This window comes from Psychrobacter sp. DM8, assembly GCF_051307025.1.
GTDB lineage: Bacteria > Pseudomonadota > Gammaproteobacteria > Pseudomonadales > Moraxellaceae > Psychrobacter.
Genome location: NZ_CP195538.1, coordinates 1,269,085 through 1,283,634, shown reverse-complemented (window position 1 = coordinate 1,283,634; position 14,550 = coordinate 1,269,085). Strand labels below are relative to the sequence as shown.

The window sequence follows — 14,550 nt, the reverse complement described above, 5'->3', positions numbered from 1 at the left end:
TTATGACGCAGCGAAAAACAGAGCACTCAAACGTTAGCCTGCCAATGCTTGTGGCGTACGTAGAGGAGCTGCTTCCAGAATTAGCATCAGAGGCGCCTGCTTTTGTTAGTACACAGATGTTATGGGTGGCAGAGGATAAAGCCGCACTTGCATCACTACAAACACAGCTTAATAAAGCATCAAACGATATCAAGTCAAAAAAAGACCATACTCATCTCTTAACCTTACCTGCACTTGATCAGCAGCAGATACACAAGCGTCATGAGCTGGTTTGTTTTTGGCTACCAACATTATCAGATGAGATGATACAGCACTATATCCCTTTACTAATGCGCTATCGTGATTTATATGCCGCTCACTTACTTATAGCTATTGATAGTACTATAGATTTGCGCGCTTACGGATTTACTCCTTTTGATATCGTTAATAAAGAGCAAACCCAAACCGTCAAGCCAAGCAGATCTTTAAGTGCTGATGTAGCTCAACATCCAATTACTTTATGGCAATTTAATCTTTATGATTATAAAGTTCTACCCAATTGGCTAAACAATAAGTATTGGGCCAATCCTGAGAACTGGGATAAAGGTCGCTGGTGATTAAATAAGCAGTCTTTGTAATTACAGTAATGATACTTACATAAATTAACATGAGTTATATGATAAGTAGCAATGAGCTAAGTGGTATATTAAGTGGTTTTAAAAATAAGAATGTTATTTCAACTTTAGGAGATTTATATGTCAATCATTACTCACTCTACTCTCAGTAGTCGTTTTGCGAAAGTGGCAACCTTAGCCGTATTATCAAGCGCTATAGCGATTACCTCAGGCTGTGCCACTAAAAGAGCAACCTCTGAAGTTGTTGTTGCACCCCTAGGTGTACCTAGCGGTCAGGTCGCTTATTCAGGTGCCGTTCTCGTTGACAATCCAGGTATGGTTGTTAGTGCTGCTGATAATTTGCAAGCCGTCGTCTATTTTGACTTTGATAGTAGCAACATCACAGCGCAAGCTGCTAGCGTACTCAATCAACACGTCAATCTGTTAAGCTCAAACCCAGCTGCTGGTGTCCTTATCGCAGGTCATACGGATGAGCGTGGTAGCCGTGAATATAACATCGCTCTAGGTGAGCGCCGTGCGGCGGCGGCTCGTGACTATCTAGCTAATCAAGGCGTTGCTATCAATAATATTCAAATTATTAGCTATGGCGAAGAGCGTCCTGCTGCTACTGGTATGACCGAGGCGGCCTATGCTCTAAACCGCCGTGCTGAGTTGTCTTACTAAATTTAAGTATAGGCTTGCATTAGCAAAAGAGCCTTGTTGAAAAAACACAACCCAGCAACCTTAGCATTGCTGGGTTTTTTGCGACTTTAAAGCATGCTATTCTCAATAGTACTCATACTCATGATCATATCAACTATGCCTTTCTCACTATATAATTTAAGCTATATCCAACTCAATGACAGCACTTGGTGTATGAGCGCACAAATAGCATCTACCCATCATGATGGTCAAGATAACACTCATAGTGCGTTTAATTATGAGCGGCAGCAACAACGTAAAGGCGTACGAGATTTACTTCAGCACTTACTGCAAAAGCTTGCAATCTATGATGATTTAGATGAGACCCAGTTCCCTTATCGGCTTATTCATCACCGTTATTATGTCTGCTTTAGTCATTCCGTTGATAGGGTTGCGGTCGTTGTCAGCAGTCATAGACCAGTCGGTATCGATATAGAGGTACAAAGTGTGAAGTGGTCTATTGTACAGCGGTATTATCATACTGATGAGCTGGCTGTTTTAGACAAGCTAAATACTATAAAACGCGCGCATCTAAGTCGTTTACTATGGCAAGTCAAAGAGTGCTTTATCAAAGTGCACAATTACACGCTAGCGCAAGGTATGGGTATCAACTACGCGCAATTAATTGATGAGCTGTTAATAAACACGGATAACGAAGATATTACGCCAATTAGGATAAAGGATACGCAAAGTATTTATCGCATTGTGCTACTACCTAAGCTGCGAATAATAATTACTTTATAATTAAAAAGTTTACACACAAAAAAAGACGCCCCAAAGGACGTCTTTTTATCGTATCAGTTATTTATAAACTGATATTAGAAGCGGTAAGTTGCACCTAACTTCACGATAGGTAACCACTCTAAGTAGTCTTCATTTTCAAGTTCACGGTTCGCAGCAGCAGCAGCACCTTGTAGATCAGGACCAGTAGCAGTTACTGTAGCGTTTACATCACCTAAGTATGCAGCACCAACTTCACCAAATACACCAAAATTATTGCTGATATTAGGGCGGAAACCAACGGTTAGGTAAGGAGCAAGTTCGTTGCGATGCTTGACACTACCTCTTAACTCACCAACACCAGTATATGTTTCGTTATCAATTTCAAACGTACCATTGTTACCATCAGATCTGATATCAATTTCATTGTCAGGTACGATTACGCCAGCACCCATAGTGAACCAGTTGCCAGCAGGACGTACTTGAACGCCTAGGTACGGGTTACTAAAGTCTGAATCAACGTCATACTCGATATCTTCAACGTCAAAGTCACCGCCGAATAGGTCAGCAACATCGCCACCTGCCCAACCGGCTTGTAGTTCTACTTTTTCGTTAACGCTAAAGCCAACGTTTGCACCGTAACCTAATGAACCCACTTCAGCACTAACAGAAGCTGGATTGGTTAGTGTGTTAAAGATAGTTTTAGTCGTACCGACAAATGCACCAGTAGTGTTACGGATAATGCCGTTATCACTGCTATACTGGTAAGCTGGCTCAGCAGCCATAGCAACAGTTGATGCCATTACAGCAGCAGTAACCAAAGATAATTTGATGAATTTCATAACTCTCTCCTAAAGTGTGGGATTGTTTGCCCATAAAAATGATTGATTGGATGGTTTGCATAATCATTTTTTTGTTGAGCAGATTAAAACAATTTTAGCTTCAAAAGTCATCCCCTCAGAGACCCCTTTTGTTTAGTATTATGTAAAGATTGCATGCATATTGTAATTAGTGGCACCTAGCAACCTAAAACACTTGCTTTTTACGACCTATTACTCCCTAAACTCAAGTAAATATACAAATTCGAGATAAAGAAAGTATTTCAAGATGTTTCTGTATGATGAACTATAAATGTATTTTAGACAGTAAATATTCTATTACTTATTACTACCATTTGTTTCGGTTTGTGAGTTGATGTATCTATGATAGTTGAACAAATTAATAATAAGATTCGTAAATTGGTAAAGTTTATCGCTATAAACTAGTGATTATTATCGTAATTCTTTATACTTACTCTTACTGGTTTATATACATTTCAGTGAATTCAAACTTTCTAACTACTCTCTTTATCTATACTGAGCTTCTTCTATGCCCAAAGTATCCTCTATTACTCGCGTGTTAGAAATTATCGAAGCGGTGTCCTATTCATCCAAACCTATCTCGCCCCTTGAGCTCTCACAAATGCTAGATATTCCAAAACCAACCATACATCGTTTGGTGCAAAATTTGGTTGATGAAGGTTTTGTTGCAGTCGATATCGGTGGCGGTATTATCCCCGGCAAGCGTGTGCGCAATCTAAGTGTTGAGCTTTGGCAACATAGGCAGTTCTTTAACGAGCGGCAAATCATATTACAAAAGCTGGTAGACGATATAAAAGAGACTTGCGGCATTGGTATTCCCTATCATACCGATATGATCTATACCAATAGGGTTGCGACTAAACTACCCTTGCAAATCTACTTGCCAGTAGGTATTAAGTCACCCATGTGGTGCACAGCAACGGGTAAACTGTATTTAAGTCAGTTAAGTCTGGAGAGTCGGCGCAAGGTGCTCCAAAGCTTAGCGCTCGATAAGTTCACTAAAAACACCATCGTCGATATCAGTGCTTTAAATACTGAGCTTGATCACATTGCCAAGACAGGCGTCGGTATCGATAATGAGGAGTTTATATCTGAGATGGTAGCGGTATCCGTTGCCATATCTGATAAAAAATCTCGCTATTTGGGCTCGCTCTATATACACGCGCCAACGATACGAGTATCGCTCGATGAACTACTAAGCCATGTACCAAGACTACGAGAAGCGGCCAAAGATATTCAGACCTTGGTGTATGAGCTACAAAGTTAAATTGATTTGTAATAACAAAAGCCGTTGGTGCTATCGTGAGTAGCATCAACGGCTTTTTATTGTTTATTAGAGTATACAGCCTATTAATGTATACGGCTGTAAAACTGATTAGGACGATAATACTGACTTATCATGCAGCGCCATGATACTGGAAAAGTCCTTGTCACCATGCTGGACGCTGTGCTCGTTGTATAGCTCAGTAGCCCTAGCACCCATTGGCGTATCAGCACCTGTTGTTTGCGCTGTTTGCATAGCAAGGTTAAGATCCTTTTGCATAAGCTCGGTCATAAATCCGCCTTTGTAGCCATTGCTCGAGGGTACGGTTTCTATGACGTTAGGATAAGGATTATACACCTCAAGCGTCCAGTTACGCCCTGAGCTTTGGAGCATAATCTCGGAGAGTACCTTGGCATCAAGGCCGTTTTTGACCCCTAAGTTAATCGCCTCAGCTGTCCCTGACATCAAAATGCCAAGCAGCATGTTATTACATATTTTAGCGACTTGTCCTGCACCATGATCCCCTGCATGAAAGATATTCTTACCCATAACATCAAGGATAGGCTTAGCACGGGCAAAGGCGTCTGCTCTACCGCCGACGATAAAGGTAAGACTACCTGCAATAGCGCCGCCCGTGCCGCCTGAGACTGGCGCATCTAAAAAGTCGATGCCTAATTTGCTCGCCTCTGTCGCCACCTTGCGTGCATCACTTGCGGCAATGGTGCTGCTGTCGATGACGAGTGTACCCTTAGGCAGTACCGAGAGTAGACCGTTTGACTCTTCGCTATCCAAGTAGACCGCGTGTACATGCTTGCCTGCTGGCAACATCGTGATGACGACTTGGACGTCACGTGCCGCATCCTTTGGGCTATCGGCAACTCTAGCACCTGCACTCTGCAAACGATCGAGCGCCGCCTGTGATAAATCATACACCGAGAGCTTATATCCTGCTTTTATCAGATTCTCCGCCATTGGCGCGCCCATATTACCTAGACCAATAAAGGCAATATTAGGCTTATTTTGACTATCGCTATGTTTACTTGGACTCATGTCATCACTCCTTGATGATTGTTGTTCTGATTATATATTCTATTGTCAGTCTCAAAAAAACTGACATATTTAGACTAAGAGATAGCACTATTAAAGGAACTCAACTATACGTAAAGCTTAGCGAACGTATTGCGCGCCCAAAGCATCAGCGCCTAGCCAGTCTTTTAGGGGGTGCGCGTCTTTGCTATAAGGGTTGTCAAAATGCTGCTCGATATAATCGCGGCCCTCAGAGGATAAACACTCGCTAAGCGATCGCGACCATTTAGGATCTTTGTCTTTATCAATCAGCAGCGCCCGTACGCCTTCTTTAAAATCAGGATTTGCCGCGCAGTGTACAGCGGTATTAAGCTCAAGATAGAGCACTTGCTCAAGCGAAAGATCTGTCGCTTTGTCGTACAATGCATAAGTCAATGCCGCACTCACTGGGCAGCCGTGCCGATAAGTAGCAAGCGCGCGCTTAGTCCATTTATCCGCTGCAAAATTGCCGTCTATCTGGGCAAGCGCGTCATCATCACGCAAAAGATCATCGATATCACCAAGACCGCCCCTATTCATGATTTGGGAGATAGACTGCCAATATAGTGCCAGCTTACTCTCAGGCAGATCAGCCACAGGGTATGCTGCTAGTGCTTGGCTTGTGACCGTATCTAAGCTGCTTTGATTGAGTGTCGTTGCAGGCTGCCAGTCTGTTTGTGTTAAGAGACTTATTACCTTATCGTAATCATCTCCTGCTACCGCATATTCAGCGAGGCTGGTAAACATCGCGTCACTACCGTTACACAGCGCACCTGTGAGTCCTAAAAATAAACCGGACTTGGCAGGCATACGCCGCAAAAACCAGCTACCAGAGGCATCAGGAAACAAGCCAATGGTAATCTCAGGCATAGCAAAGCGCGTACGCTCAGTAACGATACGATGACTACATGCCGCCATCAATCCCATACCGCCGCCCATGATAATGCCATCACCCCAAAGAATGAGCGGCTTGGGATAAAAATGCATCTGTCGATACAGGCGGTACTCATTACCGAAGAATTCTGTTGCATAAGGGTTCGGCATCGGTGCATCAGCCGACATGCTGTCATAGAGCCTGCGGATATCGCCGCCTGCACAAAATGCCTTATCACCTGCGCCCCTTAATACGATAGCGACGATTTGTGAGTCGGCTTGCCAATCTTCAAGCTGCTTTGAAAGTAGCTGGCACATCTCAACGCTAAGCGCATTAAGCGACTTTGGCGCATTAAGCGTCATGATACCTAATAGATGACCGCAGTCTGTTGGCTTGGTCTCAAATAGGACTGGCGCGTCAGCGGATACTGGTGCATCTGCGTCATTGCCATATTGAGCTTTAGCTGTTTTATTATTGGGATATTTTATAACTGTCATAGAAGTGACCTATCAATTCAAGTAGCGATTATTTGTTCTGCCAATTGGGTTTACGCTTCTCTAAGAATGCCTGTACGCCCTCGCGCTGATCTTGGGTGTCAAATAATTTAACAAAGGCTTCGCGCTCTTTGATCAGGTTTTGTGCAGGTGGGTTGTCTCTAGCTGCTTGAATCAGTGCTTTGGAATAACTGACGGCGACGGGGGATTGCTTGGCGACTTTTTTAGCCAACTCCTGTGCCACTTGCAAGCCCTCACCTTTAGCCGTTACCTCTTCAACCAAGCCAATGCGCAGAGCCGTTGCTGCATCAACGCGCTCCCCACACAGTATCATGCGTTTGGCCCAGCCTTCACCGACGAGTAAAGGCAAATTTTGTGTACCGCCAGCACAAGGCAATAAACCCACGCCCGTCTCTGGCAAGGCCATTTGCGCATGCTCCTCAGCGATACGAATGTCACAGGCCAGCGCGCACTCAAGACCACCGCCCATTGCATAGCCGTTGATCACAGCGATACTGACGCCGCGATAGTTTGATAACGCTTCAAAAGCCTCACCAAAAGCGATAGCCATACTGATCGCCCGACCTTTGTCACCGTCTGAGAAGTTATTGAGATCCGCGCCCGCTGAAAAGAACTTTTCACCGTCGCCATGTAAAATAATGGCATAAACCTCATCATTGGCATTGAGATCAGCAATCAGCTGTTTGAGCGCAGGCAAGCTCTCCATCGTCCACGTATGCGCGGGGGGATTGTGCAGCGTTATAGTCGCGGTAGCGCCATCGATTGATAGTTTTAGATTGGTATACTCGGTCATCACAACCTCCTTGTCTTATTATTTTGACAATTGCTGTTAGATTAGATCGCTTAGCGTAACTTATCGAGTGCATCGTCTTGGAGCAGTTGACGCGAGATAATCACCCGCATAATCTCATTTGTGCCTTCTAATATTTGATGCACGCGCAGATCTCGTACGTGACGCTCTAGCGGATACTCATTGAGATAACCATAGCCGCCGTGAAGTTGCAAAGCTTCATTGGCCACATCAAAACACAGATCAGTAGATAAGCGTTTTGCCATCGCACAATAGACTGAGGCTTGCGGATCCTTATTATCGACTTTGCTCGCTGCTAAATACAGCATTTGCCGCGCGGTTATGGTTTGAGTGAGCATATCAGCAAGTTTAAACTGCACCGACTGTAAGTTTGCTATTGGCTTACCAAATTGACTGCGCTCTTGCACGTAGTTGGTAGCGGTCTCAAGCGCTGACTGCGCTGTTCCTACCGCACAAATACCGATATTAATACGCCCACCGTCAAGACCTTTCATAGCAATACTAAAGCCTTGACCCTCCTCGCCTATCAGGTTTGACGCAGGCACTTTAACGTCTTTAAAACTAATAGCGCGCGTCGGCTGTGCTTTCCAGCCCATTTTGTGCTCGTTTTTGCCATACTCAATGCCGTCGCTATGGGCGTCAACGACAAACGCGGAGACGCCTTTGGGCCCTGCGCCGCCCGTACGTGCCATGACGACTAAAATATCAGTCGAGCCTGCGCCAGAGATAAAAGTTTTTTCGCCATTCAACACATAATAGTCGCCTTGTTTGTCCGCTTTGGTGCGCAAGGAGGCGGCATCAGAGCCAGCATTAGGTTCAGTTAAGCAATAACTGCCTAGCCACTCGCCGCTAACCATCTTAGGCAAAAACTGCTGGCATAACTCATGACTACCGTACTCGCCGATCATCCATGCTGCCATATTATGAATACTCATGTAGGCGGCGACTGAGGTATCACCCCAAGATAGCTCTTCAAATACCATTGCAGAGTCTAAGCGCGTCAGTCCTAGGCCATCATGATCTGGATTGGTATACAGACCTAAAAACCCAAGCTCGCCTGTTTTTTTGATCACATCAATAGGAAAATGCGAGGTGCGATCCCATTCAGCAGCGTGCGGTTTGAGCGCTTTTTGTGCAAATTGTTTAGCCGTTTGGCGAAAGGCGATTTGATCTTCGGTGAGCGTAAAATCCATGAGGTCATCCTTGTGCATGCACTACAAATATGGGGGCTTAACGTTAAAGCCTTTGTTGTGTTAAAGCATCACTATCTATCTGTATCGATAGCTGTGCTTGATACACCGCGTCGCTTCTTTATAAAGAGTACAAACAGACAGATAGTATATCAAGCTAAGCCTGAGCTGTAGTGTCAATATTAATACTACATAGAGTTCATATTACATAGAGTTAATACTACATAGAAATAGTCGTATTGACACTACGGCTGGCTTCATCATCGAACCAGCGCGCGGTGACGGTCTTGGTTTGCGTGTAAAACTGTACTGCTTGCTTACCATAAGGGCCCAAATCACCAAGCTTACTACCACGCGAGCCTGAGAATGAGAACATCGGTAGCGGCACAGGAATTGGCAAGTTAATACCGATTTGACCGACCATAACGTCTTGCTGGAATTTGTGCGCTGCCGCACCTGATTGGGTAAAAATTGCCGTGCCATTGCCATGTGGATTGGCATTTAATAGCTCAATGGCATCATCCAAACTATCTGCGCGCATGATACAAAGTACCGGGCCAAATATCTCTTGCTGATAGATCTGCATATCAGTGGTGACGTGATCAAAGATGGTTGGACCTACAAAGTTGCCTTGCTCAAAGCCTTCTACGCTAATGCCGCGACCGTCCAGTAACAAGCTTGCACCCTCTTCAACGCCTGTGCCTATCAAGTGCTCAACGCGGGCTTTTGCTTGAGGAGAGATCAGCGGCCCTAAATCTTTGTCGTTCTTGCCTGCAGATACGACTAAACCTTCAGCTTTGGCTTTGATATCATCAATCCACTCGCCGGCTGCACCAACGAGCACCACCACAGAGAGCGCCATACAGCGCTGACCTGCCGCACCAAAGGCCGCCCCTGCCAACTGGTTCAGGGTTTGCTCTTTATTGGCATCTGGCAAGATAACGCCATGGTTTTTGGCGCCCATCATGCACTGCGCGCGTTTACCTGACTGACTTGCGCGCTCGTAGACATGTTTGCCGACCTTGGTTGACCCAACAAAAGATACCGCTTTGATATCGGGATGATCGCATATGGCATCAACCGTTGCTTTACCGCCGTGGACGACATTTAGGACGCCTTTGGGTACGCCCGCCTCAAGCGCCAGCTCTACTAAACGCATAGTGACCATAGGATCTTGCTCAGAAGGCTTTAGAATAAAGGTATTGCCTGTCGCAATCGCCATTGGAAACATCCATAGCGGAATCATCGCTGGGAAGTTAAAGGGCGTGATACCCGCGCAAACACCAAGCGGCTGCCAGATGCTATAAGTATCCACCCCTGAGGCGACATTTTCGACAAAGTCGCCGATCTGTAGATTGGCGATACCTGCCGCGTGCTCGACGACTTCTAGGCCGCGAAACACATCGCCGCGTGCGTCCGCAATAGTCTTGCCTTGCTCAGCGGTGAGTATCTCAGCCAACTCTTCCATATGCTGACGGATCAATTCTTGATACTTTAAAAAGATACGAGCACGAGTCATGATAGGCGTTTTGCGCCAAGTCTGAAACGCTTCTTGGGCGGCTGCGACCGCTTCGTTAATCTCGTCATCGGTGGTTTGTGGGACTTTGGCGATGACCTCTTGGGTAGCAGGATCGGTAATATCAATCCATTCGCTAGTATTTGATTGGGTGAATTCACCATTGATGAGCTGCTGAACGTGATGCATAAGATATCCTTATCTTGTCAATGTAAATGGTATTAAGGGGTGTCGTTATAGAAACTGAAACAGGTATTTTTATATCTGTAATTAAAATGATTTATTACGTATCGTTATTGACTATAACAACAAATCAATTTTAGGGTCAAGCGCTTTGTCAAAGATTTATGACCTAGGGCGTCTCCTCAATTAAAACCTTGTTAAAAAAAGCTCATGAGTAAACATGAGCTTTTAGCTAAGCCATTACTGATGCTGTGACAATAGATAGCGCAATCAATAATCTTTCATAGATTGTTTAACTGCGTCGATTGCAGGCGGGTTGTCAAGTGTCGACATATCTCCTGTCGGTTTATTCTCTGCAAGCGCTCGTATAGCACGGCGCAATATCTTGCCTGAGCGCGTCTTAGGTAATGCTTGCGGGAAGTATACGGCGGCAGGTCTTGCGATACCGCCAAGTGATTTGACAACAGCACCGATGACTTGCTGCTCTAACCGAAAACGGCTTTCGGTCGATTCGGTTAAGCTATGGTCTTTTATGACGCAAAAGGCAATAGGCAGCTCGCCCTTTAGCTCATCATGGATGCCAACCACAGCGCACTCAATCATCTCAGGATGAGTGCTGATCGCCTCTTCAATCTCTTGAGTGCCGATACGGTGACCTGCGACGTTGATGACATCATCGGTGCGACCTAGGATATAAAAGTACCCATCCTCGTCTGCTACCGCGTAATCTGAGGTGGAGTACTCCTTTCCATTAAACAGATTAAAGTAGCTACTGACAAAACGCTTGTCATTTTGCCAAACCGTCGTCAAGCAGCCGGGCGGTAGCGGCGCACTAATCGCGAGTAAACCCTTCTCTCCTGCAGCGCAAGGCTCACCTGTTTCTTCGTTGATAATATGCGCATTGTAGCCATACATGGGATAACCCGGCGAGCCTTTTTTGTGCGGCTTGTGATCGAATTTTGGTGTATGACAGAGGATAGGCCAACCTGACTCGGTTTGCCAGTAATGATCTAAAATCGGAACCCCTAAATGCTTGCTTAACCAATTGGCAGTAGAATCATCAAGCGGCTCACCTGCTAAAAAGAAGGACTTAATGCTTGAGACATCGTAGCGCGTCATCCACGTCTCATCTTGTTTTTTGAGCATACGTACGCCTGTGGGCGCAGTAAATAGAATATTGACTTTATTGGCTTCAACGATACGCCACCAGATACCAGGATTGGGACGATGCGGTAGACCCTCGTACATCACGCTACTCATGCCAGCGAGCAATGGCGCATATATAGTATACGAGTGCCCTGCAGCCCAGCCGATATCCGATATGGTCCAAAAGGTCTCGCCCGCTTTGCCGTCATAGATATAATCGATAGAGGTGGTAAGCGCGACCGCATGACCGCCTGTGTCGCGCTGTACCCCTTTGGGTGTTCCTGTAGTGCCAGAGGTATAGAGTAAGTACGACGGCTCATTGGACTCAAGCCATACAGGATCGACGATAGCATTAGCCTGACAGCTGATGCGGCGCTCGGTAGCGTAATCGACGTCTATGGGCTGCGCTTCAAACGGCAGTATGCCGCGGCTCACGACCAAGACATGATTAGGCTTGTGAATCGCTTGCTCGACGCCTTGATTAACTAAGTTTTTATAATTGATAACTTTACCACCACGCAGACCGGCGTCAACGGTGATGAGCATTTTTGCCTCAGCATCATCCATACGTATCGCTAAGTTATGCGCAGCAAAACCGCCAAACACTACCGAATGTATCGCGCCGATACGAGTACAAGCTAGCATGGCATAAGCGGCCTCCAATATCATCGGCATATAAATGATAACCCGATCGCCTTTGCCGATACCATGACGCTGCAACACATCCGCAAAATAATTGACCTCTTTATATAGATCATTGTAGGTCAAGCGGCGTTTGGTGTAATCGGTATAGAATTCGACATTGTTACCCAAGTCGCTAAAGGCTTGCTCCACATTTGGGTAAGTCTCCATCAGCTCTTGGTTAATTTCTGACGAGAGCCAAATAAAAGCGTCTTGCTCAGCGAGGTCTTCTAGGTGACGATCGACACAGTTGTAGCATAGATTGGTCTCGCCGCCGACGAACCATTGGGTAAAAGGCAAATTGCTATCATCTAAGATCTGCTCAGGCTCTTTATGCCAGTAAATGCGCTTTGCTTGCTCAGCCCAAAAATGACTGGGATTATCGATAGAGTTTTTGTAGACGTCAGCAAAAGTTAGCTTAGTATCTATAGCGCTAGAGACTTGAGCGCTAGAGGCTTGCTGAGAGGTTGTAGGAGTGTCTTGCTCATTCATAATGCTATCCTTAGCTTAGAGAAAGAAATATACTGTCTTAACTATAACTTTGTTTTATGAGAACTATAGAGTAATACTTTAACGATCTATGTTATTTATTAAATTGATCATTATTTTAATCATAAAAATAGAAAAACCGATACGTTATGTATCGGTTTAAAATGTAGCAGAGCCATCTACAAAGGTCAACTCTCAAATATAAAGACTACAATAAGGTTAAAATCATCAGATACCTGTCTGATCGGCGTATTGCTCACGCATGAGTTTTTTATCATGTTTACCCACTGAAGTTTTAGGTAAATCATCTACAAACTTAAACTCGCTAGGGATACCATATTTTGGAATGATACCGCGTTCCACCGCTTGCTCGGCCACTGCTTTGATATCGTCACTACTGGTCTCACTAGCATCAGGTTTGAGGACGATTAGTGCCATCGGACGCTCGCCCCACTGCTTATCTCGTACGCCAATGACCGACACATCAGCGACTGCAGGGTGCAAGGATAAAATTGTCTCAATCTCAAGCGATGATATCCACTCGCCGCCAGATTTGATGACGTCTTTTAGACGATCGGTTATAGTGATATAGCCATCATTTCGCATATAGGCGATATCTTGAGTGTGCATATAACCGTTTTCCCACAGCTCCGTACCTGCGTCATCATTTTTAAAGTAGCTTTGCGTCAGCCAAGGCGCGCGTAGTACCAGCTCGCCAGTCTTGTCTTTGCCTGTACCAACCGATTGGTTGCTCTCGCTCCATACCTGAGCATCCACCATGAGCACAGGCTTACCTGCCATGCAGCGGCGCGCGACGTCTTCATCCTCATTCATCTCAGGCTCGTCCAGGCTAAATTCGGTCAAACTAATTAGCGGCGCGGTCTCCGACATCCCGTAGCCTGTGTAGACTTCGATATCTTGTGCTAGAGCAGATTTTGCTAGACCTTCAGTGAGCTTTGAGCCACCGATGATCATCTTGAGACCATTAAAGCTAGCGTTACGCTCTTGCGCCTCGCCCAGTACCATTTGCAAAATAGTCGGCACGCAGTGAGTGATACTGACCTTTTCATTGATAATTAAATCCAGCAGCATATCAGGGGCATAACGACCCGGATAGACTTGTTTGAGTCCGACCATGGTTGCAGTAAACGGAAAACCCCAAGCATGCACATGGAACATCGGCGTCATTGGCATATAGACATCGCCGTAACTGACGCCTTGCTTATCAGGTAGCATACCGAGCGTTGCCGCCTCTGCCATGCTGTGTAACACCAGCTGACGATGACTAAAAAATACGCCTTTAGGGTCACCTGTCGTGCCTGAGGTATAAAAGGTGGTAGCAATAGTGTTTTCATCGAAATCTGGAAAGTCAAACTCTTGGCTTGCCGTCTCAAGCAGTGACTCGTACTCGCCTGCGACGCGGCTTTGATTGTCACCAAATACGCCCTCGACGGTCATGCCGTTGTCATCGAGCCAGATGATATGCTCGATACTTGAGTTTTCGAACTGATAGTCTTTGACTAGCGCTGCAAATTCAGAATTCACCATGAGCACTTTGGGTTTGGCATGGTTGATGGTGTACAGCACTTTTTCAGGAGACAGGCGTACGTTGACCGTTTGTAGAACATACTCAGACATCGGTATCGCAAAATAAGACTCAAGATAGCGATGCGTGTCCCAGTCCATAACTGCGATAACATCGCCTGCCTTAAGGTTGAGATCAGCAAGCACATTTGCTAGGCGATTGATACGCGCAAACAGATCGGCATAAGTCATACGCGCCTTGTCAGCGTAGATAATCTCTTGGTCTTGTGAGACGGTCTTGGCGCGGTTTAACAGCTGTTTGATGATAAGTGGATAGTCGTAGGCTAAAGGGGCGCTATTATAATGATTTGACATAGATGAGACATCCTTGTTGTTTTAATACAAAAGTGATAGGTG

At 45.4% G+C, this 14,550-nt stretch carries 12 protein-coding genes; 4 read left to right on the top strand and 8 right to left on the bottom strand.

Translation table 11 applies throughout. The features are described 5' to 3' along the window. Nucleotides 1–2: 2 nt before the first annotated feature. The 3 genes from ACR64J_RS05560 to ACR64J_RS05550 all read left to right on the top strand — a co-directional run bounded on the left by ACR64J_RS05560 (nt 3) and on the right by ACR64J_RS05550 (nt 2,039). Nucleotides 3–596 carry a DUF6231 family protein gene (locus ACR64J_RS05560; protein ID WP_435950880.1) on the top strand — a complete coding sequence of 198 codons (594 nt, stop codon included), beginning with the start codon at nt 3–5 and terminating at the stop codon, nt 594–596. 138 nt (nt 597–734) lie between these two features. After that, nucleotides 735–1,277 (top strand): peptidoglycan-associated lipoprotein Pal, encoded by a 543-nt coding sequence (gene pal, locus ACR64J_RS05555; RefSeq protein ID WP_435950879.1) that lies wholly within the window; start codon nt 735–737, stop codon nt 1,275–1,277. A gap of 192 nt (nt 1,278–1,469) precedes the next feature. Further along, on the top strand, nt 1,470–2,039 hold the full coding sequence (locus ACR64J_RS05550; protein ID WP_435950878.1) for a 4'-phosphopantetheinyl transferase family protein: 570 nt from the start codon (nt 1,470–1,472) through the stop codon (nt 2,037–2,039). A 74-nt stretch (nt 2,040–2,113) separates the two neighbouring features. On the opposite strand, the gene ACR64J_RS05545 is transcribed toward ACR64J_RS05550, so the two are convergent. After that, nucleotides 2,114–2,857 carry a hypothetical protein gene (locus ACR64J_RS05545; RefSeq protein WP_435950877.1) on the bottom strand — a complete coding sequence of 248 codons (744 nt, stop codon included), beginning with the start codon at nt 2,855–2,857 and terminating at the stop codon, nt 2,114–2,116. Between the two features lie 526 nt (nt 2,858–3,383). Between ACR64J_RS05545 and ACR64J_RS05540 the strand changes: the two genes are divergently transcribed. Next, entirely contained in the window at nt 3,384–4,142 is a 759-nt protein-coding gene (locus ACR64J_RS05540) for an IclR family transcriptional regulator (protein WP_317199339.1), read from the top strand. Between the two features lie 108 nt (nt 4,143–4,250). Here the strand turns inward: ACR64J_RS05540 and mmsB are convergent, their stop codons facing one another. From mmsB to ACR64J_RS05505, 7 genes are all read right to left on the bottom strand, one after another. Next, nucleotides 4,251–5,189: a 3-hydroxyisobutyrate dehydrogenase gene (gene mmsB / locus ACR64J_RS05535; protein ID WP_435950876.1), complete on the bottom strand. Its 939-nt coding sequence runs from the start codon at nt 5,187–5,189 to the stop codon at nt 4,251–4,253. Nucleotides 5,190–5,306: 117 nt separating this feature from the next. Next, nucleotides 5,307–6,575, bottom strand: a complete 1,269-nt coding sequence (locus tag ACR64J_RS05530; RefSeq protein ID WP_435950875.1) for an enoyl-CoA hydratase/isomerase family protein — start codon at nt 6,573–6,575, stop codon at nt 5,307–5,309. Nucleotides 6,576–6,603: 28 nt separating this feature from the next. Next, nucleotides 6,604–7,386: an enoyl-CoA hydratase gene (locus tag ACR64J_RS05525; protein WP_435950874.1), complete on the bottom strand. Its 783-nt coding sequence runs from the start codon at nt 7,384–7,386 to the stop codon at nt 6,604–6,606. Between the two features lie 50 nt (nt 7,387–7,436). Beyond that, nucleotides 7,437–8,597, bottom strand: a complete 1,161-nt coding sequence (locus ACR64J_RS05520) for an acyl-CoA dehydrogenase family protein (protein WP_435950873.1) — start codon at nt 8,595–8,597, stop codon at nt 7,437–7,439. 217 nt (nt 8,598–8,814) lie between these two features. Next, a complete protein-coding gene (locus ACR64J_RS05515; protein ID WP_317199334.1) occupies nt 8,815–10,299 on the bottom strand; it encodes a CoA-acylating methylmalonate-semialdehyde dehydrogenase in 1,485 nt (494 codons plus the stop codon). Nucleotides 10,300–10,563: 264 nt separating this feature from the next. Then, on the bottom strand, nt 10,564–12,612 hold the full coding sequence (locus tag ACR64J_RS05510) for a propionate--CoA ligase (protein ID WP_435950872.1): 2,049 nt from the start codon (nt 12,610–12,612) through the stop codon (nt 10,564–10,566). A 225-nt stretch (nt 12,613–12,837) separates the two neighbouring features. Continuing rightward, nucleotides 12,838–14,508 (bottom strand): fatty acid--CoA ligase, encoded by a 1,671-nt coding sequence (locus ACR64J_RS05505; RefSeq protein ID WP_435950871.1) that lies wholly within the window; start codon nt 14,506–14,508, stop codon nt 12,838–12,840. Between the last annotated feature and the right edge of the window lie 42 nt (nt 14,509–14,550).

Excerpts from the sequence above, each read along its gene's own strand:
- ACR64J_RS05560 (WP_435950880.1), top strand. The coding sequence starts at position 3 with ATGACGCAGCGAAAAACAGAGCACTCAAACGTTAGCCTGCCAATGCTT.
- pal (WP_435950879.1), top strand. The coding sequence starts at position 735 with ATGTCAATCATTACTCACTCTACTCTCAGTAGTCGTTTTGCGAAAGTG.
- ACR64J_RS05550 (WP_435950878.1), top strand. The coding sequence starts at position 1,470 with ATGAGCGCACAAATAGCATCTACCCATCATGATGGTCAAGATAACACT.
- ACR64J_RS05545 (WP_435950877.1), bottom strand. The coding sequence starts at position 2,857 with ATGAAATTCATCAAATTATCTTTGGTTACTGCTGCTGTAATGGCATCA.
- ACR64J_RS05540 (WP_317199339.1), top strand. The coding sequence starts at position 3,384 with ATGCCCAAAGTATCCTCTATTACTCGCGTGTTAGAAATTATCGAAGCG.
- mmsB (WP_435950876.1), bottom strand. The coding sequence starts at position 5,189 with ATGAGTCCAAGTAAACATAGCGATAGTCAAAATAAGCCTAATATTGCC.
- ACR64J_RS05530 (WP_435950875.1), bottom strand. The coding sequence starts at position 6,575 with ATGACAGTTATAAAATATCCCAATAATAAAACAGCTAAAGCTCAATAT.
- ACR64J_RS05525 (WP_435950874.1), bottom strand. The coding sequence starts at position 7,386 with ATGACCGAGTATACCAATCTAAAACTATCAATCGATGGCGCTACCGCG.
- ACR64J_RS05520 (WP_435950873.1), bottom strand. The coding sequence starts at position 8,597 with ATGGATTTTACGCTCACCGAAGATCAAATCGCCTTTCGCCAAACGGCT.
- ACR64J_RS05515 (WP_317199334.1), bottom strand. The coding sequence starts at position 10,299 with ATGCATCACGTTCAGCAGCTCATCAATGGTGAATTCACCCAATCAAAT.
- ACR64J_RS05510 (WP_435950872.1), bottom strand. The coding sequence starts at position 12,612 with ATGAATGAGCAAGACACTCCTACAACCTCTCAGCAAGCCTCTAGCGCT.
- ACR64J_RS05505 (WP_435950871.1), bottom strand. The coding sequence starts at position 14,508 with ATGTCAAATCATTATAATAGCGCCCCTTTAGCCTACGACTATCCACTT.